This window comes from Acidobacteriota bacterium (genome assembly GCA_030949985.1).
Taxonomy (GTDB): Bacteria; Acidobacteriota; Polarisedimenticolia; order J045; family J045; genus JALTMS01.
Window position 1 is genome coordinate 15346 of sequence record JAUZRX010000010.1, and the last position, 26110, is coordinate 41455.

The 26110-nt window shown below is 68.5% G+C and carries 26 protein-coding genes; 3 read left to right on the top strand and 23 right to left on the bottom strand.

Annotated features, from left to right (window positions below):
• Positions 1 to 74: 74 nt before the first annotated feature.
• Positions 75 to 1265 carry a putative porin gene (locus Q9Q40_01485; protein ID MDQ7005884.1) on the bottom strand — a complete coding sequence of 397 codons (1191 nt, stop codon included), beginning with the start codon at positions 1263 to 1265 and terminating at the stop codon, positions 75 to 77.
• A 413-nt stretch (positions 1266 to 1678) separates the two neighbouring features.
• On the opposite strand from Q9Q40_01485, the gene Q9Q40_01490 reads away from it, so the two are divergent.
• Positions 1679 to 2065 carry a hypothetical protein gene (locus Q9Q40_01490; protein ID MDQ7005885.1) on the top strand — a complete coding sequence of 129 codons (387 nt, stop codon included), beginning with the start codon at positions 1679 to 1681 and terminating at the stop codon, positions 2063 to 2065.
• Between the two features lie 536 nt (positions 2066 to 2601).
• On the opposite strand, the gene Q9Q40_01495 is transcribed toward Q9Q40_01490, so the two are convergent.
• From Q9Q40_01495 to Q9Q40_01575, 17 genes are all read right to left on the bottom strand, one after another.
• On the bottom strand, positions 2602 to 2772 hold the full coding sequence (locus Q9Q40_01495) for a hypothetical protein (GenBank protein MDQ7005886.1): 171 nt from the start codon (positions 2770 to 2772) through the stop codon (positions 2602 to 2604).
• A 364-nt stretch (positions 2773 to 3136) separates the two neighbouring features.
• Positions 3137 to 3934 (bottom strand): hydrogenase nickel incorporation protein HypB, encoded by a 798-nt coding sequence (hypB, locus tag Q9Q40_01500; protein MDQ7005887.1) that lies wholly within the window; start codon positions 3932 to 3934, stop codon positions 3137 to 3139.
• The gene (hypA, locus tag Q9Q40_01505; protein ID MDQ7005888.1) at positions 3934 to 4275 is read right to left on the bottom strand and encodes a hydrogenase maturation nickel metallochaperone HypA; all 342 of its coding nucleotides are present in this window, start codon (positions 4273 to 4275) and stop codon (positions 3934 to 3936) included. The genes hypB and hypA overlap by 1 nt, the downstream gene beginning before the upstream one ends.
• 12 nt (positions 4276 to 4287) lie before the next feature.
• The gene (gene hypE / locus Q9Q40_01510; protein MDQ7005889.1) at positions 4288 to 5304 is read right to left on the bottom strand and encodes a hydrogenase expression/formation protein HypE; all 1017 of its coding nucleotides are present in this window, start codon (positions 5302 to 5304) and stop codon (positions 4288 to 4290) included.
• Positions 5305 to 5322: 18 nt separating this feature from the next.
• Complete coding sequence (gene hypD / locus Q9Q40_01515) at positions 5323 to 6435, bottom strand: hydrogenase formation protein HypD (GenBank protein ID MDQ7005890.1); 1113 nt, start codon at positions 6433 to 6435, stop codon at positions 5323 to 5325.
• Positions 6432 to 8804 carry a carbamoyltransferase HypF gene (hypF, locus tag Q9Q40_01520; protein ID MDQ7005891.1) on the bottom strand — a complete coding sequence of 791 codons (2373 nt, stop codon included), beginning with the start codon at positions 8802 to 8804 and terminating at the stop codon, positions 6432 to 6434. Before hypF ends, hypD begins: the two co-directional genes overlap by 4 nt.
• Entirely contained in the window at positions 8801 to 9178 is a 378-nt protein-coding gene (locus Q9Q40_01525) for a response regulator (GenBank protein MDQ7005892.1), read from the bottom strand. Before Q9Q40_01525 ends, hypF begins: the two co-directional genes overlap by 4 nt.
• Entirely contained in the window at positions 9141 to 9656 is a 516-nt protein-coding gene (locus Q9Q40_01530; GenBank protein ID MDQ7005893.1) for a hydrogenase maturation protease, read from the bottom strand. Before Q9Q40_01530 ends, Q9Q40_01525 begins: the two co-directional genes overlap by 38 nt.
• On the bottom strand, positions 9653 to 11092 hold the full coding sequence (locus tag Q9Q40_01535) for a Ni/Fe hydrogenase subunit alpha (GenBank protein ID MDQ7005894.1): 1440 nt from the start codon (positions 11090 to 11092) through the stop codon (positions 9653 to 9655). Before Q9Q40_01535 ends, Q9Q40_01530 begins: the two co-directional genes overlap by 4 nt.
• A 23-nt stretch (positions 11093 to 11115) precedes the next feature.
• Positions 11116 to 11661: an NADP oxidoreductase gene (locus tag Q9Q40_01540; GenBank protein ID MDQ7005895.1), complete on the bottom strand. Its 546-nt coding sequence runs from the start codon at positions 11659 to 11661 to the stop codon at positions 11116 to 11118.
• Positions 11658 to 12368, bottom strand: a complete 711-nt coding sequence (locus Q9Q40_01545; protein MDQ7005896.1) for a 2Fe-2S iron-sulfur cluster-binding protein — start codon at positions 12366 to 12368, stop codon at positions 11658 to 11660. Before Q9Q40_01545 ends, Q9Q40_01540 begins: the two co-directional genes overlap by 4 nt.
• On the bottom strand, positions 12365 to 14212 hold the full coding sequence (locus Q9Q40_01550; protein MDQ7005897.1) for an NAD(P)H-dependent oxidoreductase subunit E: 1848 nt from the start codon (positions 14210 to 14212) through the stop codon (positions 12365 to 12367). The genes Q9Q40_01545 and Q9Q40_01550 overlap by 4 nt, the downstream gene beginning before the upstream one ends.
• Positions 14213 to 14424: 212 nt before the next feature.
• Positions 14425 to 15120: a TVP38/TMEM64 family protein gene (locus Q9Q40_01555; protein MDQ7005898.1), complete on the bottom strand. Its 696-nt coding sequence runs from the start codon at positions 15118 to 15120 to the stop codon at positions 14425 to 14427.
• An 87-nt stretch (positions 15121 to 15207) separates the two neighbouring features.
• Positions 15208 to 15795: a 3'-5' exonuclease gene (locus Q9Q40_01560; GenBank protein ID MDQ7005899.1), complete on the bottom strand. Its 588-nt coding sequence runs from the start codon at positions 15793 to 15795 to the stop codon at positions 15208 to 15210.
• Positions 15792 to 16145 (bottom strand): PqqD family protein, encoded by a 354-nt coding sequence (locus Q9Q40_01565; protein MDQ7005900.1) that lies wholly within the window; start codon positions 16143 to 16145, stop codon positions 15792 to 15794. Before Q9Q40_01565 ends, Q9Q40_01560 begins: the two co-directional genes overlap by 4 nt.
• Positions 16146 to 16160: 15 nt before the next feature.
• Positions 16161 to 18188: an oligopeptide transporter, OPT family gene (locus Q9Q40_01570; protein ID MDQ7005901.1), complete on the bottom strand. Its 2028-nt coding sequence runs from the start codon at positions 18186 to 18188 to the stop codon at positions 16161 to 16163.
• A 123-nt stretch (positions 18189 to 18311) separates the two neighbouring features.
• Positions 18312 to 18920: a S24/S26 family peptidase gene (locus Q9Q40_01575; GenBank protein MDQ7005902.1), complete on the bottom strand. Its 609-nt coding sequence runs from the start codon at positions 18918 to 18920 to the stop codon at positions 18312 to 18314.
• A gap of 110 nt (positions 18921 to 19030) precedes the next feature.
• On the opposite strand from Q9Q40_01575, the gene Q9Q40_01580 reads away from it, so the two are divergent.
• The gene (locus Q9Q40_01580; protein MDQ7005903.1) at positions 19031 to 20227 is read left to right on the top strand and encodes a PP2C family protein-serine/threonine phosphatase; all 1197 of its coding nucleotides are present in this window, start codon (positions 19031 to 19033) and stop codon (positions 20225 to 20227) included.
• Positions 20228 to 20289: 62 nt separating this feature from the next.
• On the opposite strand, the gene rny is transcribed toward Q9Q40_01580, so the two are convergent.
• Positions 20290 to 21888: a ribonuclease Y gene (gene rny, locus Q9Q40_01585; protein MDQ7005904.1), complete on the bottom strand. Its 1599-nt coding sequence runs from the start codon at positions 21886 to 21888 to the stop codon at positions 20290 to 20292.
• Positions 21889 to 22308: 420 nt separating this feature from the next.
• Positions 22309 to 22599 carry a zinc ribbon domain-containing protein gene (locus Q9Q40_01590; protein MDQ7005905.1) on the bottom strand — a complete coding sequence of 97 codons (291 nt, stop codon included), beginning with the start codon at positions 22597 to 22599 and terminating at the stop codon, positions 22309 to 22311.
• 182 nt (positions 22600 to 22781) lie between these two features.
• Here Q9Q40_01590 and Q9Q40_01595 point away from each other — a divergent pair, with 182 nt between their 5' ends.
• Positions 22782 to 23306: a hypothetical protein gene (locus Q9Q40_01595; GenBank protein MDQ7005906.1), complete on the top strand. Its 525-nt coding sequence runs from the start codon at positions 22782 to 22784 to the stop codon at positions 23304 to 23306.
• Positions 23307 to 23311: 5 nt separating this feature from the next.
• Here the strand turns inward: Q9Q40_01595 and Q9Q40_01600 are convergent, their stop codons facing one another.
• From Q9Q40_01600 to Q9Q40_01610, 3 genes are all read right to left on the bottom strand, one after another.
• Positions 23312 to 24058 carry a metallophosphoesterase gene (locus Q9Q40_01600; GenBank protein ID MDQ7005907.1) on the bottom strand — a complete coding sequence of 249 codons (747 nt, stop codon included), beginning with the start codon at positions 24056 to 24058 and terminating at the stop codon, positions 23312 to 23314.
• A complete protein-coding gene (locus Q9Q40_01605) occupies positions 24055 to 24987 on the bottom strand; it encodes a proline dehydrogenase family protein (GenBank protein MDQ7005908.1) in 933 nt (310 codons plus the stop codon). Before Q9Q40_01605 ends, Q9Q40_01600 begins: the two co-directional genes overlap by 4 nt.
• 61 nt (positions 24988 to 25048) lie before the next feature.
• Positions 25049 to 26065: a DHH family phosphoesterase gene (locus Q9Q40_01610; protein MDQ7005909.1), complete on the bottom strand. Its 1017-nt coding sequence runs from the start codon at positions 26063 to 26065 to the stop codon at positions 25049 to 25051.
• Positions 26066 to 26110: the final 45 nt, after the last annotated feature.

The window sequence follows — 26110 nt, forward strand, 5'->3', positions numbered from 1 at the left end:
TCGATCGCCGCAACGACCGAGGCCCGAATACACTCCGGCGAACGGCGCGAGGACCGTCGCGCCGAGATCCCGTGTCAGAACTTGAGCACGTAGTCCACCTGCCAGCGGTTCATCGTCTCGCTGTCGAAGTTCGACAGGCTGGCCGTGGTGGTCGATCCGGCGGGGGGCCAGGCGTCGACGGCCGAATCCGTGCGGTACCAGGTCAGGTTGAGATGCCCCCCCGAGTGCAGGCCGACGCGGTAGTCGAAGCGATAGCCGTCGAGGTTCGATCCGCGAGTCGAATCGGACTGGGTCCAAGCGTAGAAGATGGCATCCGGCTCCGAGTAGTAGCGGCTGAGACGGAAGGCCATCTGGCCGGGTTTCTTGTAGTCGCCGATCTGCAGACGTGCGAAGTAGGCGCTGTCGTTGTTCTTGCCCTCGCCGTTGGCGCCCAGGTTCTTGTAGAAGAAGGCGCTGACCTTCACCGGCCAGCGCTTGTTGGCCGAGTTCTTCCACTCCACGAAGGCATTGGCCACCTGGAAATCGGACACCAGGCTGCCATCGACGGCCTGAAAGTGGGTCATCTTGTTGCCCTTGATCTTTCCGTCGAGGGTCAGCGACGCCATGACCTCCGGACGTACCATGGTCTCGTACCCCACTCCGACGGTGAGTTTGGCGTGCGCACCGGCATCGAACACCGGGTAGATCTGCCCGCCCCAGGCATAGGCATCCGGTCCCGAACTCGACTCCTCGAGGACGTAGAGCCAGGCATTGGCATGCAACTGGTCCAGGGCGCCGTCACTCCCACCGAAGGTCCAGCGACCCATGGCGCCTTCACTGACCACGTCGTCGTCGATCTGCATGTCCGAAACCTTCCACAGTTTCTTCGGTGAGAACTTGCCCGCGATCAGCGAAAAGCGCCTGGAAAGAGCGAAGTCGACGTACATCTGGGCCAGGGCGATTTCCTTCTTGGAGAATCCCTCGTCCAAAGTCTGGTTATCCGAGACCGGATCGAGGCGGTTGCCCGATCGCAGTTCGGCACCGATGCGAATTCCTTCGCTGATGTCGGCCACCAGGCCCAGGCGGTAGCGCAGGCGGAAACGATCCCGCTGACCGTCTTCGTACTTTCCCGTGTGCTTGAACCCCTCGTAGCGCAGACGGAGGTCTCCCTTGAATTTCAGTTTTTCGAACCAGGACGGACCGTTGCCCTCTCCAGCAAGAGCGCACGGAGCAAGCAGGGCCGCGGTCACGAGTACGGCAAGGCAACGTCGTATCAGCATCATCATTTTCCTCTTCTCTTGAATTCTGCCGAGCACCTGGCAAGTCCCAAGCGCGGCTTCGTAGCTCGGTTGACGGCCCCGAGCATGCCCGGACCCGGTCTCGGGCCTGTGACACATATGTGACTATCGTGTGACACCCATCGCTTTCCGGTCACCAGGCAGGCATCGATGGGAGTGGAAAAGAAACACTCATGACGCCGATTTCCGGGCGCTACCGCCCGGCGGAACAAGAGCGCTGCGGGACGCTCCTCGGCCCCCGCTGCGGGATCCGGCGCCAGCCGCATCCCGCTGCGCGGAGCCTGTCAACGAGTTTGAGACACTCCGGATTTGATGTTACTGCGCAGTTCGCAAGGGCCATTCCTCCATGGACGGATTGATCCAGGATTCTGAGGGGGGGGATCTGGGTGCGTTGGCCTGCCATGAACGAAGCGTTCTGGATGGGCACGGAAAGCATCGTCGAGGACTCTTTGGCGTTTTTGAATGACGGCCGTGGTCCGGCCGAAATGCACGTCGGCCGGAGTGAGCCTGGCGAGGGCCCCATGATGGTGATGGTTGTTGTACCAGGGGAAGAAGACGCGGCCATGAGAGAGGGCGTGATGGTGCCCGCAAAAGCGGCCGGGGAAACCCGGCTGGTACTTGAGTGCCTTGAAGTGGGCTTCGGAGTAGGGATTGTCGTCGGAGACGCGGGGGTGGTGGCGAGCAGTCGGGGTTTTTCGTACTTCGGGTGGACGAGCGGGTTGCGGCGGTCCCCTGCAGCGGCGTTGGCGGCAAGGATACGGTACATGGTCCTTTCGGAGCAGAGTTAGCGCCCATCATCGAGCAGGGTGGCGAAGATCTCTGCAGGAGACTGCCTGCTGAGCGCCCGGCTTCCGGCGGCGGAGCCCGCCGAGCGCGAGCACTACCTGAGCATCGACCTCGACACCCAGCGCTTGCCCGAGCTGTGGGGCTACCGTGTCAGCCAGGCCTCCGGGCTCGCTCGCCTGCGCTGGCGCGGTCAGGCTCCCGAGCCTGTGTCCGCAGCCCTGCTGGCCCCGGAGGAATACGACGATCCGGATTTCCATGTCACCCTCGACGGTCCCTGCTGGGTCCATGACGAACCGATGGCGGTCGTCCAGGCGCGGCTGCCCTTGGGCCAACTGGCGGTCGGCTCGTCTTCCGTCCCGGCACGCCTGGCCCTCGAGATGATGGTCACTGACGACGAGGACGGGTACGGCGAGCCCGTGTGCCGCGACTCGGCGCCCGCCGGCCGGCCGATTCTCGTTTCCGGCAACCTGCCCCCCTGTCGGCGAGAACATGGAGAGCTGGTACTGGACCTGCCCTGCGAGCTGCGCCGCTCGAGCCGCTACACGGCCACGGTGGTGCTCACCGACCTGGACTCGGGCAAGGTCTCCGCTTCCCGCCCGCGCCACACGATCACCCTGAGTCCCCTGGGCCAGGGCCCGGCCCGCATCGCTCGCCTGGCCACCGACTCCCCCGCGGACATCGTCTCGAACCCCACGCTGCGCTGGGCCACCCCTTACAGCCCCTGGCCGGTCTGGCGCCTGCGCAACGGCGACCGGGAGATCCAGCGGGAGGAAGGGGCGGTGATCCGCCACCTCACCTGCCCCGAGGAAACGCGGCAGCGGGGCTGGCTGCTGCGCCGGCGCGAGGCGGGCGCGGCCCCGCAGGTGATGGAGTCGGCCAAGGTGCGTCACGTGGCGGCGAACGTGGAGAGCGACCTGCTCATCCTGCCCGGCTGCACGACACGCGCCGTGGCGTCCTCCCCCCCTTCAGCCTGGAGCCAGGGGACTACCGTTTCGTGCCGACCGACCCGGAGGCCACTCCCGAGCAGGTGTTGGAGGCCCACGCTCGCACGGACGAGGTGTCGCCCCGCAGCATCACGTTTCAGATGCGCGACCCCGTGCCGGGCCAGCCGTAGGGGCAGACACTGGCGCGAGGGCGGCGAGCCACTCGACCCAGGCGTCCAGGCCTTCACCGGTGCGGGCGCTGAGTTCGATCCGGCGCCCGCTGAATCCCACCTTCTCGAGGGCGCGGTGGCAGGCCTGTCGGTCCCAGTCCAGGTAGGGCAGCAGGTCGACCTTGGTGATCAACACCACGTCGGCATCGTGGAAGGGGAGCGGATACTTGAGGGGCTTGTCCTCGCCCTCGGTCACCGAGAGCAGGGTGACCCGGTGGCGCTCACCGAGGTCGAAGGCAGCCGGGCAGACCAGGTTGCCCACGTTCTCGATCAGCAGCAGGCGGGTGTCGTCACCGAGCGCCTCGTCGAGCACCCTCCCCACCTGGCTCGCGTCCAGGTGACAGGCGCTGCCGGTTTCGATCTGCCGCACCCGGGCACCGCGTCCCTCCAGACGGCGCGCATCGTTGTCGGTCTGCTGGTCGCCGGCGATCACCGCGCAGGACAGCTCACCCTCGAGGCGCTCGAGGGTTCGCTCGAGCAGTGTGGTCTTGCCCGAGCCGGGCGAAGAGATCAGGTTCACCGCCACCACCCCCCGTTGCTCGAGCCGGCGCCGGTTGTCCGCCGCCGCCGCATCGTTGTGGGCCAGCACCCGGGTCTCCAGGTCGATCCGTCGCCGCGCAGCCCCGCTCCCGTGGTCGTGGTCGTGGTCGTGATGATGGCCATGATCGTGGGCCCAGGCCCGGGCGTTACCTTGCTGACAACCGCAGTCCCTGCACATCATTCGATCTCCATGCTCGTCACCTGCATCTCTCGTCCGCCAACCACCCGCGTGCGGCTCTCACCGCAATTCCGGCAAGTCAAACCCGGCGCCTCCGGCCGGGTGCGCGCACCGCAGCGGGGGCACTCCACCTCCACCGGCACCTCGCGCACCCGCAGCTCGGCTCCCTCGAGCAAGGTGCCTTCCGCCGCCAGCGGAAAGCAAAACTCCAGCGGCTCCCGCTCGACGCCGCTGAGGCCCCCCAGGGCCAGCTCGACGACGAGCACCCGACAGGCCCCCTCCCGGCAGGCCGCCTGCTCGAGCTGCTCGACCATGGCCGTGGCGACGCTCAACTCGTGCACAGCCCGCCCTCCTCAGCAGATCCGGGGCAGCAGCTCGCCGCGGGGCACGTCCACCAGCCGGCGGCCGCCCATGGCGGTCTCCAGGATCACCCGGCCGCGTCCCTCGACCACCCGGCCGATCTCCGCCGCACCGCGCCCTTCCGCCAGGGCCCGCATCGCCGCCAGGGCCGCGTCGGCGCGGGCCTCGGCGCAAATCACGATCACTCGTCCCTCCGAAGCGACCTGCAGCAGGTCCATGCCGAGAATCTCCGCCACCGCCTGGGCGCCGGCCGAACGCGGCAGCGCCGCTTCCTCCACGATCACGTCCAGCTCCCGCCCCCCGACGATTTCCGCCAACACCGCCGCCGCACCGCCCCGGGTGGGATCCCGCATGAACTTCACATCTCCCGCCCAGGGCGTCAGGGCCTCCACCAGTCGATGCACCGGTGCGGTGTCGCTGCGCGGGCCGGCGGCCAGCGCGATCCCTTCCCGGGCCGCCATCACCGCCATGCCGTGATCCCCGAGGGTGCCACTGACCAGCACCCGGTCACCGGGCTCCAGCCGCCCGGGGTCCAGATCGAAGCCCTCGATGGGCTCGCCGACCCCGGCGGTGTTGAGGTAGAGGCCGTCGCACTGGCCCCGGGCCACCACCTTGGTGTCACCCGTGACCACCTGGACCCCGCACTCCCGCGCCGCCCGGGCCACCGAATCCAGAATGCGGCCCAGCAGATCCCGCTCGAGCCCCTCCTCGAGAATCATCGCCAGCGACAACCAGCGGGGGCGGGCTCCACTGACGGCGATGTCGTTGACCGTGCCGTGCACCGCCAACATGCCGATGTCCCCGCCGGGAAAAACCAGGGGCTGGACGACGAAGCTGTCGGTGGAAAAAACACAGCCCCGCGCCAGGGGCGGCAAGTGGGCTCCGTCAGGCAGGGCTGCCAGCGGCCCGTCGCCGAAGCGGCAGAGGATCTCTTTTTCGATCAGTTCCCTGCCGAGTCCGCCGCCGCCCCCGTGAGCCAGCTCGATGCGGGAGGCACCCTCGTTTCTCATGACATCTCCTTCCCGCCGTCACTGCCGGTCATAGCGGAACCAGGCCGCGCAGCTTCCCTCGGAGGAGACCATGCAGGCCCCCACGGGCCGCTCCGGGGTGCAGACGGTGGCGAACAGGCCGCATTCGGGGGGCCGAATCCGACCCCTGAGAACTTCTCCACAGCGACAGCGCGGATCGACCCGGCCACCGCTGATCGACACATCGAACCGTCGGGCCGCATCGAAAGCCGCCCACTCGGACCGCAAGCCCAGCCCGCTGGCGGGGATCGTCCCGATACCCCTCCAGGTCGCGTCCACCGGCTGCAGGTAGCGCTCGATCAGCGCCCGGGCCCTCGGGTTGCCCCCGGGGCGCACGACGCGGGCGTACTGGTTGGCCAAAGCGGGCCGATCGTCGGCGAGCATCTCGAGCAGGCCCGCCAGGCCGAGGAGAATGTCCAGGGGCTCGAAGCCCGCCACCACGCAAGGCAACCGGTGGCGATCGACGATGCTGCGGTAGGCCTCGCTGCCGATGATCGCGCTGACATGGGCGGGACAGAGAAAACCATCGATCCGCAGTTCCGGATCGGCGATCAACGCTTCGAGGGCGGGAGGCACCAACTTGAAGGCGACAAGCAGCGAGAGGTTGCCCAGCCTCTCTTCCGCCGCCGCCGCCACCAGGGAGACCACCGGCGCGACGGTAGTCTCGAAACCGATGGCGAGAAAGACGACCTCCCGTGCAGGCTCCCGGCGGGCGATTTCCAGGGCCACTTCGGGGGAGTAGCCGACCTCCACCCGCGCCCCGGCGGTGCGCGCCGCGGCCAGATTCCCCGCACTGCCCGGAACCCGCATCATGTCGCCGAAGGTGACGATCACGGCCTCCCGCCGGGCCAGCTCGAGAGCCGCATCGATGTAGCCGTTGTCGGTGACGCAGACCGGGCAACCCGGCCCGCTGACCAGTTCCACGTTCTCCGGCAGCAGATCCCGCAGGCCGTAGCGGCCGATGGCCATGGTGTGGGAGCCGCAGACCTCCATCAACCGCACGCTCCGGCCCCTCTCCGCCAGGCGCTTACCCAGGAGGGCGATTCTCCCGCGCAGAGGCTCCGCCGCCCCGCTCCGCCGAAAACCCTCGATGTAGCGCAGCTCTCTGGTCACCGTTCCTCCGCCGGGCGGGAGGGATCGAGCCGGCCTCGACCCACCACCCACGCCTGCCCGAGGCTGATGCCGCCGTCCCCGGGGTCAGCCCGCCGCGGCCAGTACCGCTCGACACCCAGGGCTTCGAGACCCTGCTCCAGCATGCCTGCCAGCAGGCGGTTCATCATCACCCCACCGGTGAGCACCACGCCACGGGGTGCGCCCGCTTCCAGTGCGAACTCCACCTGGCGCATCACCGCCCGGGCCATGGCCCGGTGGAAGGCCATCGCCCAGCCGCCGCGGCGCGCGGCTCCGGCCGGCCCCTCGAGCCAGGGCAGGAAAGCCGGCATCCAATCGATCCACAGCCGCCCCCCCTTCTCCCGCTCGACGAAGTCTACCTGCCCGGGCAGCGGGCCCTGGTGCCCACGGGCGAGAGCCTCGAGACGCGCCGGCGCCTGGGCCTGCCAGGTGATCGACCCGGGGGCCACGCCCAGCGCGGCGGCGTAGGCGTCGAAGACCCGGCCGGCGGCGTGGGTACGTGGCGTGTTCAGTCCCCGGGCAACCTGCACCTCGAAGACCCGCCGCTGGTCTCCCTCCAGCCCCAGACGCCGCCACCAGGCTTCGGGCACCACCGCACCGGCATCGATCCAACGCGCCAGCAACTGGCGGCCGGGATGCCGCACCGCCGCATCCCCCCCGGGCAGCGGCGCCGGGACGAAGCTCGCCCTGCGCCACCAACCGTCGGGGCCGATCTCCAGCACCTCGGCACCCCAGATCACCCCATCGCTGCCCATGCCGGTACCGTCGAAGACCACGGCCAGAGCGCGTTCGAGGCCCCATTCGGCCATCGTGGCGGCGGCGTGGGCCAGGTGATGCTGAACCGCCACCACCTCCAGGCCCGCCTCGGCGGCCAGGCGACGGCCGCAACGGGTGGAGTGCATGTCCGGATGCAGGTCCACCGCCACCACCTCCACCTCACGCCGAAGAAAACGCGGCAACGCCTCCACGATCCGCTCGAGTCCCGCGCAGGCCTCGGGAGTCTCCAGGTCACCCACGTGGGGGGAAAGGACGATCTCGCGGTCGAAGCCGAGAGCGACGGTGTTTTTCATTTCGGCCCCCAGGGCCAGCACCGTGCGATCCAGGGGCTGCGCCAGCCCCACGGCCGCCGGGGCGAACCCCCGGGCCCGCCGCCAGAGCATCATCCCCCCCGGCGCCTCGGCCACCACCGAGTCGTCACAGCGGAGCAGGATGCGCCGATCGTGAGTCAGCCACATGTCGGCGATGCCGGCCAGGCGTTCGAGGGCCTGATCGGTGCGCGTGCAGATCGGCTCGCCCCTGCGATTGCCGCTGGTCATCACCAGCAACTCGAAGGCGGGTGTCGGGTCCCCCGGCAGGGGACGGGCCAGCAGGGCATGGAGGGGCGTGGTGGGCAGCATCACCCCCAGCTCGCCGGTGTCCGGGGCCAGCACCCCCGCGACGGCAGCGGCAACGGTGTCGCTGCGCGGGGCGAGGAGGACGATCGGCGCCTCGGGCGAGGCGAGGGCTTCCGCGGCGCGGGCACCGAGGTGAAAATGGCGCCGGACCCCGTCCAGGCTGGAGGCCATCACCGCCAGAGGCTTGTGGGGGCGTCGCTTGCGTTCTCGCAGGCGGGCCACGGCCCCGGGACGGCAGGGATCCACCGCCAGCAGGAATCCACCCAGGCCCTTGACGGCGACGACTTTCCCCGCGACCAGGGCCGCCCGGGCCTGGCAGAGTGGATCACCGGCGAGTTCTCGACCGGCGGCGTCCAGCAGCCGGAGCCGGGGCCCGCACTCCGGACAGGCGATGCTCTCGGCGTGGAAGCGACGGCTCCGCGGATCCTCGTATTCCGCCCGGCAGGTCTCGCAGAGGGGAAAGTCCGCCAGGGTCGTACGCTCCCGGTCGTAGGGCATGGCCGCCACCACCGTGTAGCGGGGCCCGCAGTCGGTGCATGTCGTAAACGGGTAACCGTGGAAGCGGGAAGCGGGGTCGAAGACCTCCGCCAGGCAAGCCCCGCAGACCGCCAGGTCGGGGGGAATCGCGATACGATAGGTCGGTTCTTCGCGGCTTTCGCGAATTTCGAAAGCGGGAGTCGGCTCCGCGGACGGCAGGGGCAGGAAGGGCCCGGCCCTGAGTGCCTCCAGGCGCGCCCGGGGTGGCAGGCGCGCGGGCAGATTCTCGACGAAGGCCCGCACGTCCCGTTCCGGACCGACGAGTTCCAGGTGCACCGTGCCGGAGCGATTCTGCACCCAGCCACCGACCCCCGCCTCCTCGGCCAGGCGCCGGATCGTCGGACGCAGGCCCACCCCCTGCACCGCGCCCTCGAGTTCGAGGCCGACGCGGCAGCGCCGGCTGCCGGCGCCCCGCTTCACCCCGCCAGCTTGATCTTCAGCGTGGTCAGCAGCACGCCCGGATCGAGAGGCTTCTGAAAGACTCCGTCGAGACCCAGGGCCACCGGATCGATGGACAGGTGCACCTGATCCCCGACTGAACTGAGCAGGTAGATCGGCGCGGTATTGCCTTCCGCCTTGAGTTCCTTGACCAGCCGGGTCCCCGCGTCGACTTCTTCCATCATCAGGTCGACGATGACGAAATCCGGCCGTTGCTCGCGGTAGACCCGCAGGCCTTCTTCGCCGCTGTGGGCTTCGACCATCGCGTAGCCACTGGACTCGAGCACCGCCCGCATCGCGTCGAGCAGTCCCTGGTCGTCATCCACGTAGAGAATCTTTGCCTTGCGCTCCGACATGATCCGCTCGCTTCCCTTCCTCGCACGGAGGAAGAAAGCCGGCACGATGCCAGCCCTCGAAGAACTCCAGCGCCGCCGCGAGATTCGCTTCAGCGGCGGTGGAGAGTCTCTCGCCGAACTCGTTGAAATGGTAGCCCCGAATGCCCAGCGCCCAGGCCCGGGGGCGGGCGGCGAAGAGCTCACGACCCAGGGCCAGCAGGGCCGAGGGTTCGACGCTGTGGGAGGAAAAGCTCAGCGCCGGACGCGGTTCCAGCGTTTCGAGAAAGAAGGGCTCGGCCCCGCGTACCGCCGCATCGGCGAAGATCACCACGTCGCAATCGGACAGGGCCGCCGCATCCTCCACCGCAAGCTGGTAACAGGCATCGGTGCGCACGCCCTGCAGGTCTTTCCGGGCCAGAGCCTCGGCGAAGGCCGGCCCCAGGCCGTCATCCAGACGGCCCGGGTTGCCGTAGCCGAAAACCAGGACCCGGGGTCTCACGGGCGTGACCTTTGCTCGATCACCGCGCCATCGGCCCCCACCAGGGTCACCACCAGGGGCATCCGGCCCATCGCGTGGGTCGCGCAGGAAAGGCAGGGATCGTAAGCGCGAATCGCCACCTCGACCCTGTTGAGCAGACCCTCGGTGATGGTGGCACCCGACAGGTAACGCCGGGCCACGCTGGTCACCGCCCGGTTCATCGGTTCGTTGTTATGGGTGGTGGAGACGATCAGGTTGGCCATGGTGATCTGTTCGTCGGCGTTGACCCGGTAGTGGTGGATCAGCGTGCCGCGGGGCGCCTCGATGATGCCTACCGCCTCTTCCCGCCGCTCCCCCCGCAGCAGCAACTCGTCTCCCTGCAGGTCGGCATCTTCGAGCAACTCCATCACCTTTTCGAAAGCATGGAGCAGTTCGATCATTCGGGCCCAGTGGTAGGCCATGCTCAGGGGACTGGGCCGGCCGGCGGCGAACTCGACGAAGTCCCGGCGGGCCTTCTCGGCCTCGGGGGTGTCGATACTGTCGCAAACACTCATCCGGGACAGGGGACCGACCCGGTACCAGCCCTTTTCAGGCCCCAGGGAACGGATGAAAGGAAACTTCATGTAGGACCAGGAGCGTACTTCCTCGGCGATCTCTTCCGCGTAGCGCTGGTCTTCGAGCTGATCGAAGATCACTTGCCCTTCCGCGTCGACGGCCCGCAGGCGGCCGTCATAGAGGTCGAGCCCGCCGCCCGGACGGACGATGCTCATGTGGCTGGAAGGGAAGGCCGCAAAGTCGGCCAGTTCCTCCTGGTGCTCGAGGGTGTAGTCCCGGGCGATCTTCAGCGCGGCCAGGGACCACTCCAGCATCGGCTCGGCCTCCTCGAGCAGCGCATCGCGCTCGGCCAGCGAGAGGTTCTTGTTCACCCCACCGGGAACCGCCCCCGTGCCGTGGATCTTCTTGCCCGCCGTGGCCCGGATCACCTCCTGGCCGAACTTGCGCATCAGCACGCCCTGCTTGGCCAGCTCGGGGAACTTGCGGGCCACGCCGATGATGTTGCGCACGGCGGGGTCGGCATCGAAGCCGAAGAGCAGGTCCGGCGAAACCAGGTGGAAGAAGTGCAAGGCGTGGGACTGGAAGATCTGCCCATAGTGCATCAGCCGGCGCATCTTTTCGGCGGTGGGGGTCAGCTGCTCCACGCCGACGATACGGTCCATCGCCTTGGCCGCCGCCAGGTGATGACTGACCGGACAGATCCCGCACAGGCGCTGGACCAGAACCGGCACCTCCCAGAAGGGGCGGCCCTGGATGAAGCGCTCGAAGCCGCGGAACTCCACGATGTGCAACCGCGCCTGGCGCACCTGCTGCTCCTCGTCGAGGAGGATGGTCACCTTGCCGTGGCCTTCGACCCGGGTGACCGGCTCGATCACGATGCGGCGGGTAGGACTCTCGTTCATCTCGGCATCTCCCCGTCAGGAGCTCAGTCGTATTTGATCAACTCGTAGGGCAGGTCCAGCGGACGACCTTCGAGCAGGGCCACCAGCGCCTGCCAGATCGCCTCCGCCGGCGGCGGGCAGCCCGGCAGGTGGTAGTCGATCTTCACCACCTCGTGAGCCGGATAGACCTTGTTCAACAGCAAGGGAATCTCCGGATCGTCGGGCAACCCGCCGGAAGGGTTGTACACCGTCGGGCCGTTCCGGTAGGCCTCGTCGAGGCACTCTTCGAGGGGCACCATGTTCCGCATCGCGGGAATGCCACCCATGATCGCGCAGTCACCGAGAGAAACGAGAACCTCGCAGTGCCGGCGAAACTCCCTCAGCACCTCGACATTCTCCTCGTTGCAGCAGCCCCCTTCCACCAGCCCCACCTTGCAAGTGCGGGTGAAACGCTTGATGTCGTCGATGGGCGACTTGTCGAAATCCACCAATTCGATCAGGTCGAGGATCTTCGCGTCGATGTCGAGAATCGACATGTGGCAACCGAAGCATCCGGCAAGGGAGGTGGTGGCGATCGCCGGCTTGTTCAAGGGGTCCCTCCTTCCTCCACATCGCTGCCGATGGGCTTGTGATCGTAGGGGCGCCGGCCGATCGGCGTGGCGTAGGCCCTGCCCCGGACGAGGATCGCACCCACCGGGCAGGCCTCCATCGCCGCATCGGTCGTCGCCGCTTCGCTCGCACCCAGCCCCCCGGGGGCGTTGACGGCCACCCGGCGCTCGGGACCGCGGCCCACGAAACCGAAGACCGCCTTCCCGTCGACCTCGCGGGAGGCCCGCACACAGCGGCCACAGAGCACACAGCGGTTGTGGTCGATGAAGACGCCATCGTGCGTGGCGTCGACCTCCCGCCTGGGAAACAGGTAGGGATGGCGCGGGGCGGTGATACCGAAACGGTAGGCCAGGGCCTGCAACTCACAGGAACCACTCTTCTCACAGAACATGCAAAAGTGGTTGCCTTCGACGAAGAGCATCTCGATGATCTGCCGCCGAATCTCCCGCACCGCCTCGGAATCGTTGTCCACGATCATTCCCGGGGCGATGGGCTGGGTGCAGGCGGCCTGGGCCCGGGAATTGACCAGGCAGGTGCAGACCCGGCAACCCCCGAAGGGTGTCAGGCCCTTCATGTGACACAGGCGGGGGATGTAGACGCCGTTGTCCTCCGCCGCCTCCAGGATGGTCTGCCCGGGGCGCCCGTGCACCGGTCGGCCGTCGATGAAGAACTCGATGGTCCCGCTCATTGGGCCTTCTCCTCGCCGGCGCGCGGGAAGTGCACGCTGTCCCGGCCGGTCAGTCGTCGCGACGGCTCCAGGGCGCCCTGAATGTCGAAGGTGGGCAGCAGGTCGCCGTCATCTTCGTTCGTCACTTTCTGCTGATAGAGGTCGGGGAAAGCCTCGAGTGTGCTCAGAATGGGGTTGGGGGACGTCTGCCCCAGCCCGCAGCGGCTCGCGGCCTTGACGCTGCGACCGAGCTGTTCGAGGTACGCGATGTCGGCCGGGCCGGCCAGGCCGCGACGCAGGCGGGCCAGCCGCTCGGCCAACAGCACGTTACCCACCCGGCAGGGCGTGCAGTAACCGCAGGATTCGTCGATGAAGAAGGCGAGGAAATCCTGCACCACCTCGAGGAGATCCGTACCCGGCCCGAAGACCATGATCGACCCCCCACTGGCCAGGTCGTCGTAGCACAGGGTGCGCTCGAAGGAATCGGGGCCGATCATCTTTCCGGAAGGTCCGCCCACCTGTACGGCGATCGCCTCGTCGGCACCCGCGAGGGTCAACAACTCACGGACCTTCACACCGAAAGGAAGCTCGTAGACTCCCGGCCTCTGGCAGTCGCCACTGACGCTGAAGAGCTTGGTGCCGGTACTGCGCAAGCTGCCCTGGTCGGCGAACCAGGCGGCCCCTCGCTCGAGGATCCGGGCCACGCAGCAAAGAGTCTCCACGTTGTTCACTGTCGTCGGGCAACCGAGGTAGCCCGACTGGGCGGGAAACGGCGGGCGGTTGCGCGGATCACCGCGCTGGCCCTGCAGACTGTCGAGCAGGGCGCTCTCCTCTCCGCAGATATAGGCCCCCGCCCCGAGGCGAATCCTGATATCGAAGTCGAAGCCCGGCCTGTCGCAGATGTCGTGGCCCAACAGGCCCGCCTCCCGGCGGCGGCGCAGCACGTCCTCGAGGAAAGCCTTCAAGTAGGCGTACTCGGCCCGCAGGTAGACCAGGCCTTCGCTGGCGCCCACGGCGTAACCGGCGATGGTCATGCCTTCGAAGAGCAGATCGGGCCGCTCGGTGAGAACCACCCGGTCCTTGAAGGTTCCGGGCTCACCCTCGTCGGCGTTGCAGACGACGAATCGCCGCCGGCCGGCGGCCTGGCGGGTGAACTCCCATTTCATGCCGGTGGGGAATCCCGCCCCTCCTCGCCCCCGCAGACGAGCGGCCTTGACCGCCCGGATCACTTCCATGGGAGAAACACTCAGCGCCTGGCGCAGGGCGGCACCGGGCTGGAGACCGTCGAAGATCACCGGCCCCTTCTGGCGCAGGTGGTTGACCACCATCGAGCGCACGAGGGGGTGAGCGTTGTTGCCGTCACCCAGGGTGCGCACCAGCTTGCGCGGATCACCGTGCGCCCTGAGTTCCCGGACGATTTCCCGGGCCCGGTCGCTGGACAGGCGGGTGAGCACCACATCTCCCACAAGGGCCGCGGGAGCCTGGTCGCTCATACCGATGCAGGGAGTCCACTCGAGGGAAAAGGCGCCGTCGGCAGTCGTTTCACCGAAGCGAATGCCCAGTTCCTCCTCGAAGGCCCGGCCGACCCGCTCCGCGCCGCGCAGCCGGTCGATCACATCGTTGCACAGGCGGATCACCGTCCGCCCGCGGGGCGCGGAAGAAAAGAAGGCGTAAAAGGAAATCACACCCCGCACATCCACGAACGGCACCGAAAGTCGCCGGGCGATCTCCCGGGCCGTGGCGTCATCCACGTGGCCCCGCTCGGCGTGAACCGCTCGCAGCACGTCCAGCAGGCGCCCGGAATCGTTGCCGAAGCGCTCACAAACCGTGGCGACAACCTTTGGATCCACTGAACCCTGCCCCATCCATGCCTCCTCGCCGCCCCTCTGACGGTGGCTCCATGCGGGATCAGCCCATGGGCATTATATTGTGATATTTATCACGATTCAACCAAGCCCCGTATTTACAAGAACCTAGAGGCGATTTAGGCCGACGTCGCCCCTCCCGGATACCCATAGGCCCCTGGATCCTGCGGGCAACCCCCGGACGCGCCGCCCCGGCGGCCGGGGTGGGTGCGTCAACCCCGGGCCCGGCGCACCAGGAGGGGAATGAAAAACGAAAACAGGAACAGGAGCAGCGAGACCAGCGCCCGGGCGGAGAGAAGCCGAGCCCACTCCCCCGAGACCCACACTTCTTTCAACGTGCCGACGAAAAAGGTGAAGACGAAGGTGCCCGCCACGATGCCCAACCCCGTACCCAGCAGGTAGTCGCGAAAGCGCACCCGGGTCAGCCCCATACCGAAGTTCATCGGCGTGAAGGGAAAGTACACCAGGCGGAGGTAGAGCACGGTGGCCAGGCCGTTGCGCTCGATGGCCTCGTCATACTTGCCAAGGCGGTCACCGATCACACCGGCGGCAAAATCGCGCCCCAGGGTGCGCCCGATCCAGAACGCCCCGGCGGCACCCGCCATCGCTCCACACCAGGCATAGACGAAACCCCACCAGGGACCGAAAATCGCGCCCCCCAGCCCGGTCAGCAGGGTTCCCGGCACGAACAGGCAGACACCAAGCCCGTAGATCGCCACGAAGAGCACGGGGCCCCAGGCCCCCGCCTCTCGCAACGCACCACCGAGCAGTCCGGGGGTCAGAAACTCCACCAGCGAGGTCCAGCGCAGCACCGCCAGCGCAGCGAGAACGAAAACCGCCAGCACCGCCGCCTTGAGCGCCGCCCGGCGGTTTCGACGTCCGCCCGAACCCCTGATCGTGTCGACCATCCTCACCACTCGCCGCCTCGGCGCCACCGCCGCGGTCCACGGGCTGGGATGCCGGCACGAAGCGGGAAGTTTCCTCCCCGTCGACGCTCACCCCGCCCCGCGCAGCCGTGCCCGTTCCAGCAGCGCGATCAGCAGCAGCGCCTGGGCGCGCGCATCCGCATCGGCCCGGTGAGCCGTCTCCGGGTCCTGATGCTCGAGGCCCAGACACTCTTCGAGAGTCTCCCGCGAGGTCTCGAGCCAGGGCAGCCCCAGCGCTCCCATGGCCAGCGACTTGGTGTCGATCCCCTTGTAGCCGAAGGGATTGGCCAGTCCGCACCAGGCGAAGTACCAGGCGACCATCATCCAGTCGAAGACCGCCACGTGCCCGACGAAGACCGGCTCGGTGCCCCGGCGACAGGTACGCCGCACGAAGTCGGCCAAAGCCTCCATGGCGGCCCGGGGCTCGAGTCCTTCGCGGGCGAGCCGCTCCAGGTCGAGCCCATGGACCGCGTTGGCCCGGGGATCGTGCCCGGCGAAGACCGGCCGCAATTCGAGGTAGATCTCTTCGGCGGTCTCCCACCCGCCCCCCGTTTTTTCAGCGACCACCGTCACGCCGACGCTGAGCAGGTTGTAGAGCCCCGGCACCGGCCCCGAAGCCTCCACGTCCACCGAGTAGTAGGTGCAGCCCCCGCTCATGATTCATCCTCGAGGCTCACCATGCCGGCCCGCTGGAGTTGGAGGAAGAAGGTCGTCAACCGTTGCTCGACCGGCTGCACCCGCTCGCCGAAGGCCTCCGTCAGGCGCCGGCCGATCTCCGCCACCGGCCGGTTTCCGTCGCACTGCAACCAGACGAAGGAGCCCACATCGTCGAGATGGATCCGATAGGGAGGCAGGCGCAGACGCTCGCACCAGCGCCGAAGCCGGGGATGCCGGAAGCGCGGCACGAGCACCGAAACCCGCTCGCAGACCTCGCCCGGCTCCCGCGGCGTGTAGGGCAACAGACGGCGGGGCCGCAGCGGGCCCCAGTCTTCGTTCACGGCGTCCACCGACCCCATCCCGCGCTACTTCTTCGCGCCCGTGAAGTGGCGCAGCGGCGGCAGGATCAGCATCCCGGCGATGGCCGCGAAGACACCGAGCATCAACAGGGTGGGAATCGCCTGGCTGCCGCCGTCGAAAGGCGCCCAGATCGCACCGCTCGCGTCGGTGGCGATGACCCAGACGGCCAGCCCCACCCCTGTCAGGGCTTCACCGGCGATCAATCCGGAGGCCACCAGCACGCCCCTTCCGCCGGCCTCCTCGATCTGCTCCTCGCTGGCACCCCGGCGACTGAGCAGCCAGTCCACCATCCACCGGAAAAGCCCCCCGACGAAGATGGCGAAAGTGCTTTGCAAGGGCAGGTACATACCCACCGCGATGAGCATCGGGCTCGGCGCCTTGATCAGGATCATCCCCAGGGCGAAGACCGCACCGACGAAGACCAGGGGCCAGGCCATCTCCCCGCCGATGATGCCCCTCGACAGCATCGCCATCAGACCGGCCTGGGGCGCCGGCAGGTTCTCCCCACCGATACCCCCAACCCCCGGGTGGATCTTCAGATCCGCCGCATGCAGGTAACCGATGGGAGCGATCAGCAGGAAGGAGACCACCACCACCGAGAGGATCTCGCCGATCTGCATCTTCGAGGGCGTGCCCCCGAGAATATGCCCGACCTTGAGGTCCTGCATCATGTCGCCGCCGATGCCGCAGGCGCAGCAGACCACCGTCGCCACCCCCAACACCGCCGCGATGCTCCCCGGTCCCGTCTGGGAGAGCACGACCATCAGCCCGGCGGCCAGGATCAGCGTGGAGAGGGTCAGCCCCGAGATGGGATTGGAGGACGAGCCGATCAAGCCCACCAGGTAACCCGCCACGGCACAGAAGAGAAAACCCGCGGCGATCATCACCACCGCCAGCACGGCGGCCGCCACCAGGTTTCCGGTGAAATGCCAGTAGATCAGGAAGGTGGGAATCACCATCGCGGCGATGGTGACACCGATGACGGTCACCGGCAGGTCGTGCTCGTAGCGGGAGGGCTTGCCGGTCCCGGTCTTCATCGCGCGCAGATCACCCGCCGCCTTGGTGATGCCCGCCAGCAGCTGGGAACGCATGCCGTAGAGGGTGTAGGCCGCGCCCACCAGCATCGCGCCCACGGCGATGGGACGCACGATGTTGGACCAGGCCTCCCCGGCCGCCGCGCCCCACCCTTCACTGGCGGCCAGGGCCGTGATCGCCCCCTCGGGACCGTTGATCATCAGGATCAGCGGCACCAGAAACCCCCACGCCAGCACGCCGCCCGAGAAATTGATCGCCGCCAGTCGAGGGCCGATGATGTAGCCCACGCCCATCAGCATCGGGGAGGCGTTGGGCGTGCGCCAGGCCAGGGCACCGAAAAAGGGCTTCTGCTCGCCGCCGAGGGGAATCATGCTGCGCGTGAAGGTGACCACACCTTCGATACGCTCGCGGATCAGGGTCACCCCCGCGCTGTGCTTGAAGAACTCGATCACCATCGACACCCCCATGGCGCCGAAGACGAGACTCGCGCCGGTGGCGCCTTTCTGGCCGACCTTGTGAATCGCCGCCGCCGCCACCGACTCGGGGAACGGCAAATCCGACTCGGTCACCAGCGCCCGGCGCAGCACGATCACGAAAAGCACTCCCAGCACGCCGCCGATCAGCAGCAGCAGGCTACCCTCGAGGTAGTTGCCGGGAGTCAGCAGATTTTCCCAGTATCCGACCAGCACGAAGGCGGGCACGGTGAAGATCGCCCCCGCCACCAGGGCCTCGCCCACCGAAGCCGTGGTCCGGATGATGTTCTCCTCGAGGATCGAGCCCCGCCACAGGCGCACGACCGCCAGCGCGATCACCGCGGCCGGGAAGGTGGCCGCCACGGTCAGGCCGGCCTTCATCCCCACGTAGGCGTTGGCCGCTCCCAGGATCGCAGCCAGAGAGACCCCCACCAGAAGGGCCCTGAGGGTGAGTTCGGGAAGATCGGTCTGCTCGGGGACGAATGGCTTGTAGTGGTACTTCCTGGTGTTGCCCGGGTCGCTCATGAACTCTCCTCCGCCTGGCCGGTGCAGGACCCCTCCGCCTTCGACCTGATCTCGGCCGATACCGACCGGCGTATCTAACCGGGAGCGACCGGGCGGGTCAAGCCGACCCCCGAGGGGGACTTCTCAGCCGGCCCGGCTCGGGTGACAAAGCCCGTGTAGCAGGGACCACAGCCGGTGGGCACCCCGCTGCAAGCGCCATCCCCCACGAAAAGGCACCCAGCGCGCCGTGAGCCGGGAGATCGCCGCCGCGCCCCGCCCGTAGAAACGGGCTCCCGCCCCTTCGAGCGACCAGCACCGGCCGTCCCGCTCGACGGCGGTGACCACTCCCAGGACATCGGAGACCGGCACGGGGAGAAGATCGGGCCGGGCCCGGTTGTCACCCTGAGTCCGCAGGCGGCCATCGGCCTCCCGTCGCACCACGCGGTGGACGACCAGGCCCCTGAGGGCCGCGAGCAGCAACGGGCGAGCGCCTTCTTCTCCGGCCACGGCCTTCACCTCGGCCCCCACGCCCCGCGCCCGAGAAGCCATCAGGAAGAGCACCACGTCACCCACCCGGGGCGGGGGCGAAGGCTCGCGCCAGTGGATCGTCTCGCCGCCACGGAAGAAGGGCCACATGGACTGGGTCTGGCGCGAGACCTCCAGGCCCCGCTCGCGAGCCTGGGAGAGAAAATGGCGCAAAAAGGCGGCCAAGTCGCACGCCGCCACCTCTTCCTGCCCCTCGAATTCCGACATGGGGCCATTGTAACCACCCTGCCGCACCCCTGCCGTAGCGCCCGGGAGGGATCCGCGCTAGTGTGCCGGCTTGGGGCTCGATGCGGCCCAGAGTCCCGGTCGGAGCCGGCATGATCGACTATCACAAGACCTATCGCAGCCTGGAGAAGGCCCTCGAAAGCATCGAGGAGACGGGCGAGCGATCCTCGACCCTCGCCGGCATCCTCGAGGCCATCGTGGCGGGCCCCGGAGAGAGCCTGGGAATCACCGGTGGCCGGCTCTACGCGGCCGATTCCGATCGCAGCCACTACCGCCTCGAACACACCGTCGGGCGCTCCGGACGAGCGCGTCCCGGATTCACCGTCTCCGCCGACTACCGCCCGATCCAGCGGCTGCTCGAGGAAGGTTTCCTGCTGATGGAGGAAGACGACCCCGATTTCGACGCGAGCATCGAAGGGCGGGTCGGAGCCCGGCGCTTCGCCGCGATCACGGTGGGCAAGGACGGGCGGCACTTCATCGCCTTCACCCTGGGCGAGCCCCTCGACCCGGTGCGCGCGGTCTACCTGTTGGGCACCATCCGCCACGTGATCAACCTGCGCCTGACCCAGGAACACCTGCTGCACGATCTGGCGGAGGCACGCCAGATCCAGCTCAGCCTGCTTCCCGAGCGCCCGCCGGATTTCTTCGGCTTCGATATCGCCGCCCGATCCATCCCCGCCGAGGACGTGGGCGGCGATCTCTTCGATTTTCCCCTGCAAACACCGAAGAACCTGGGCGTGGTCATCGCCGACTCTTGCGGTCACGGTCTGCCGGCCGCCCTGATGGCGCGGGATGTGATCACCGGCCTGCGGGTCGCCCTGGACGTGCAGTACCGGCTGACCACGGCCGTCGAACGTGTCAACCGCGTGGTGGCCCAATCCGCCCTGGCCAGCCGCTTCATCTCCCTGTTCTACGCGGAATTCGAACCCTCGGGAAACCTGGTCTACTGCAACGCCGGCCACCCCCCGGGACTGCTCTGGCGCGGCGGGCGCATCACGCGCCTCAAGCGGGGCGGCATGGTCCTCGGCCCCAACCCCCGGGCGCGCTACGAGCGGGGCTTCGAGAAATTCCCCCCCGGCTCGACCCTGATGCTCTACACGGACGGCATCACCGAGGCGGTTTCCCCTACCGGCAAGTTCTTCGGTGCCGGCCGCCTCGAGCGCCTGCTCAGAGAGACCCGGCATCTTCCCGCCGAGACCATCGTCGAGCGCACCTTCGCGGCGGTCGAGCAATGGTCTCCGATCCCCCGCGCCGACGACCAGACCGTCTTCGTCATCCGCCGTCCCTGACGGAGCCAGCCGCCCGTTGAAAAAGCGTCGCGCGGGCGAGGCAGGCGCCGGACCCTCCGCGGCTAGCGCGCCACCGCCTGGGCCCTGAGCTGACGGATGACGGTGATCTTGATCCGCCCCGGGTAGTCCACCTCGCTCTGAATACGCTGGGAAAGATCGTGAGAGAGCAGGGCGGCGTGGTCATCGTCGAGCTTGCCGGCGTTGACGATCACCCGCAGCTCCCTTCCGGCCTGGAGGGCATAGCAGTTCTCGACGCCGTCGAAGGAGCCCCCCAGCTCCTCGAGGCGGGTGATGCGGCGGATGTAATCGACGGTGGTCCGCCGCCGGGCACCGGGCCGAGCGCCGGAGAGGGCGTCGGCCGCCGCCACCAGCACGGCGATGGGGTGGATCACCTCGCAATCGTCGTGATGGGACTCGATGGCGTTGACCACCACTTCCGGCTCGCCGCAGCGGCGGGCCAGTTCGCCGCCGATCTCGGGATGGGTCCCCTCCCGCTCGAAATCGACGGCCTTGCCGATGTCGTGGAGCAGGGCCGAACGCTGGGCCAGTTTCTGATCGAGACCCAGTTCCTTGGCCATGATTCCACAAATGTAGGCCGCCTCCTTGACGTGCTCGAGTACATTCTGCCCGTAGCTGGTGCGGTACTTGAGCCGCCCGAGAAGCGAGACGATCTCCGGGTGGATCCCCTTGAAGCCGAAGCGGGCGACGGCTTCCTTGCCGGCGCGCTGGGTCTCCTGGTCCACCTTGCGCTGCATGGCGGTGATCACCTGCTGGATCTTGCGCGGATGGATCGTCCCCCCCTCGATCAGCTTCTCGAGGGCCCGACGGGCCACTTCCCGCCGGATCGGATTGAAACCGCTGATCAGGACGTGCCCCGGATTGTCGTCGAGAACGAGCTGCATGCCGCTGAGGGACTCGAAAGCGCGGATATTACGGCCTTCCGATCCGATGATCCGGCCGCGAAGGGCGGGGTCCGGCAACGGCACGACGGACGTGGTGCGCTCGGCGGAAAAGTCGGAAGCCAGCCGCTCGGTGGCCAGGGCCATGATCTTGGCCGCCTCGAAGTCCGCCTGGAGCTGGACTTCCTCCTTGATCGCCCGCACCTCCGCCGCCGCCGCCTGTCGCACCTCGGCCCTCAAGGCGTCGAGGAGCTGGCGGCGGGCCTCGTCCCGGGAAAGCCCCGAAACTTCTTCGAGGCGCACCGTGACCTGCTCGAGGCGATGCTCGACCTCTTCATGGCGCCGATCGAGTTCGGCCGAACGCCGGTCGATCTCCTTTTCCCGGGTGCCGAGGATCTGGTCCCGGCGAGCCAGGGCCCGGTCCCGGTCGACCAGCCGCCGGTGCCGTTTTTCCGCTTCTTCTTCCGCCTCTTCGAGAGCCTGGCGGCGGCGTTGCTCTTCCTCGGTCCACGCTTCCTGGCGGGCGTGGGCGTCTTCTTCCGCCTGGGCCAGCAAGGCCCGCGCCTCGGCGCCGGCCCGACCGCGGGCCTCGCGGACCATCTCCGCGGCCTGCTCCCGGGCCTGGCTGAGCCATCCCCGGCCGCGTCGACCGGCCCACCAGATGGCGACGCCCGCCCCCAGGACGGCCCCCGCAAGCAACAGCCCCAGCGCCCACAGCCCCGTCTCGAGGGGCCAGGCGCCCGTCTGGGCCAGAACCATCATCAGCCTTCCTCCGCAGCGCCGGGCGCTGGAGTGGGCGGAAGGCGGCCGTGTTCACCGGCTCATGCTGCGCGGCGGTGCCCCGGATCCGAAGGGCGAGGGGTCCGGACCGCTCCCTCGGGTGACTCCCTCTCCAGCGCGAAGATTCTCCCCAACGGGGCCGCGGGGGAGGGCGCCGGGGAAAGGGGTCGACCAGGGAACGTCAAAAGATGCAAGGCAGCCCCTCGGCTGGAGACAACCGCAGCGGCCCCGCGGAACCTGCCACGGGTGGCGCTGAGGGACTCGACCAGGCTGGGCTGCATCGGTGCCACGACAACCTTCCGGCCGGATTCTTCGATCCGGTCGCCGGCCATGTTAGCCGCCATCGGCAGGCGTGGTCAATGACAGGGGTTCAACCGCCCCCCGGCGCCCCCGGGAGGGCGCCTACTCCTTCTTGGAGCCGGAGCCGGTCTTCTTCGACGAGGAGGTCTTGCCCGCGGAGGCGTCACTCCCGGAAGACCCGGAAGACGAGGCGGCCCGCTTCTTGGCCTTACTTCCACCTGAGTAGCCGTCGGCGTACCACCCGCCCCCCTTGAGCACGAAGGCGCTCCGGGAGATCAGTTTTTCGGTCTTGCCCCCGCATTCGGGGCAGCGCCGGACCGGCCGGTCGGAGAACTTTTGGATCTTTTCGAACTCGTGACCGCACTTCTGGCACTGGTATTCGTAAATCGGCATGGCCCTGCTCCCTGATGGCCCCTGGGGCCGCGGGCGGTGTGGGGCGGGTTTCGCGGCGCCAGTATGGGCGAAAAACACCGCCCGCGCCCGCGGTCTCGGCCGGCGCATGGATAAGATCTCCCCCTTGCCCTGTCAACCGCCGAGCGCGACCGGTACCATGCGACGACGCCCCTGGAGACCCGATGATGCCCGCCGCCTCCCCAGCCGACGAGCGCCTGACCCGCCCCCCCTGGAACGCGCAGGTCTGCCGCTGCCTGGAGAAGGCGGAGAAAGCCGTCGCCCGTTACTACGCGATTCGCCCGCGGGAATGGTCCACCCGCTTTCGCTACGATCTGGCCTCCGCCGCCGACCACCCGGATCTGCACTTCCCGGCCTCGGCCCTGGCCCAGATCGTTCGCATCGAACCCGCCCCGGCCGACCAGCAGCGCTACCGCATTGTCCTGCGGGACGAGGAGATCCTGCGCCGGGCCCGGGACTTCGGCCTCGACGCCGTCCTCGAACTGACCCTGGCCCACGAACTGGTGCACCTGGTGCGCTTCGGGCAGGGCCTGGCCGACTTCGACCAGGAGGGTCCCGAGCAGCAGGCCGAAGAGCGACGGGTGCAGCGCATCGCCGCGGAAGCCCTGGCCGCCCTCGAGCCCGACGAGGCCGAGCGGATCCGGCGCATGGCCCGGCAGCTCGAGGCGTCGGGCGGCGCCCGGCCCTGACGACCCTACTCCGGCTCGTCCACCGGGCCGCTCTCGGGGCTCCAGACCAGGCGGGGGGCGAAACCCGTGTAGTCCGCGGCCACGAAACGCAGCATCACCCCGCCGATCTCGCCCCGGGGAGCCCAGCGGTGGTCGGCGCCGTGGAGGTGCCCGTAAGCGGCCACCACGACCCCGGCCCGGCCCAGGCGCTCGAGCACCTCCCCCGCCTGGCCGGGCGCGGCGTCGGGCCCCAGGGGCGGATAGTGCAACAAGGCCACCAGCGCGTCGCCCGGCCGGCGCAGACGCCCGGCGGCGGCCAGGGAGAGGTCGAGACGCCCCAGCTCCCGGCGATAGATCGCCGGATCCCTGTCGGGATCGCTCCAGGGCATCGACGGCAGGCTCCACCCTCGCGCGCCACAGAGGACGACCCCCTCGTCGAGGCGCAGGGCGTCGTGGTGGATCGCCGCCATCCCGGCGGGCAAGAGGCCGCGCACCTTGGCGGCACTCTTCCACCACGAGTCGTGGTTGCCCCGTATCAGGACCTTCAGCCGCCCCCGGCGACGAGCCAGGAAGTCCAGGTCCGGGACGGCCTCGGCAGGGGTGCGGGCCCAGGAGATGTCCCCCACCACGAGCACCACGTCGTCGTCCGCCACCGACCGGTCCCAGGCTTCGGCCAGCCGGGCGGGATGATCCCTCCAGAGTTCACCGAAGACATCCATCGGCTTGGGCCGACCGAAGGAGAGGTGGGGATCGCCGATGGCGAAGATCCTCACCGTGGGGCAGCCTTTTCCGAACCGATGCCGAAGCCGAGTACGTTGCGCACCACGTGGGCGGCCAGGTGCGGGTTCTCCACCAGGCGCCGCAGGGAGTAACCGTGCCAGCCCCGGCCGTAGGGCACGTAAACCCGCAAGGGATGCCCCTCGGCCACCAGCAGGCGTCGCAGCTGTTCGTCCACCCCCAGCAGCATCTGGAACTCGTATCGCCCAGGCCCCAGGCCCAGCTCACGCACCAGTCGGCGGCCATGGAAGACCAGGTAGTCGTCGTGGGTGGCGATGGCGGTGTGAGTGTCCTCTCCCCGCAGCAGCACCTCGAGGGCGTCGACATAGGCTTCCCGGATGAGCTGGTACTCCTTGTACGCCAGTTCCCGCGGCTCAACGTAAATGCCCTTGCAGAGCCGCACGCTGGCGCCCTCCGCGGCCAGGGTCCGGACGTCGTCCAGGGTGCGCCGCAGGTAGGACTGGAGCACCACCCCCAACCGCTCGAAGCCCTCGCTCCTGAGCCGCCGATAGAGATCGAGCGTGGCCTGGGTGGTGGGACTGTCCTCCATGTCGAGGCGGACGAACATGCCGTGCTCGTCCGCCTTCTCCAGCACCGAGCGGAGGGCGCGGTAGCACAGGGCCTCGGAGATCCGCAGACCGAAGGCGGTGGGCTTGATCGAGACATTGGCATCGAGGCCCTCGGCGACGATCCGCTCGATGGCCTGGTGATACTCCTCGACGTAGGCCTCCACGTCGGACTCGCGGGTCACGTCCTCGCCAAGCACGTCCACCGTGGCCCGGCATCCCTCACGCTCCAGGCGACGAACCACCTCGACGGCATGGTCCAGGCGGTCGCCCGCGATGTAGCGGCGGGCAAAGCGCCAGACCAGAGGTCGGGGACTGGCCTTGAGCAGTCGAACCAGCAACGCCTTACTACGACCCATCGGAGCCTCCAGCGTCCTCGGGCGGCGGGGAAGACAAGCCTAGCAGGCCGCTCCAAAAGCCTCATGCCGGCGAGGGGCCTGGAGGCGACTCCTCCTCGGTGGCCAGGGCCTCGAGTTCAGGAAGCAGCAGGGTGACGGCGGCCTCCAGGGGCTGCGGCAGCACGATCCCCGAGGCGTTGCGATGGCCCCCGCCCCCGTGACGGCGGGCCAGGCGATTGACGTCCCGGGCCCCCTTGGAGCGCAGGCTGATCTTGGTCTGGCCGTCCTCCAGTTCCCGGAAGAGAACCGCCAACCGGCTTTCGCGGTGCCCCAGGGACTGGTTGATGATCTCGCTGAGGTCCTCGCCGGCGGCGCCATGGCGCTCGATCATGGCCAGGGGGATCCGCAGCAGCAGCAGTCGGCCCTCGCAGCGGCTCTCCATGCCGGCCAGTACCTCGCCGTACATCCGCAGAAAGCCCTCGCTGTACTGTTCTTCGAGGCGGGCGTAGATGCGGGCCGGCCGGGCGCCCCGCTCGACCAGCGCGGCAGCCATGCGGAAGGCCTCGGGCGATGTATTGGCGAAGCGAAAGCGCCCCGTGTCCGAAACCAGGGCGGTATAGAGCGCCTCCGCCGCCGGCGGGTCGATGGACCAGCCGAGCGCCTCTCCCAGGGCATGAATGAGCTGGCCCGTGCAGCAGGCGCCGGTGTCCACCAGGCAGGGATTCCAGTAGGAGTCCGGGTCGGGATGGTGGTCGATGCAGGCCTTGGAAGCGGCGGCCCGGCGCACCACCGGCTCCATCCGTCCCATGCGCGCCGCCACCGAGTTGTCCAGCATCACGATGACGTCGGCCGCGGCCAGTACCGCATCGTGGACCTGCGGCTCGTAGGTCTCGACGCGGAAGGCGGTATCCAGAAAGGTCAACAGGCGCGGCAGGGGATCCACGTTGATGATGCGCACCTCGGCGCCGGCCGCCGCAAGCATCCGGGCCAGGCCCACTTCGCTGCCCACACCATCGCCGTCCGGGCTGCGGTGGGTGGTCAGCACGACGCGGCGCGCCGATTGCAGCAGACGGTGCAATTCGCCGTTCTTGCTCGACACCAACAGTCCTTCCTCGCTTTTGGCCCCGGGGCGGCGGCCGCGTGC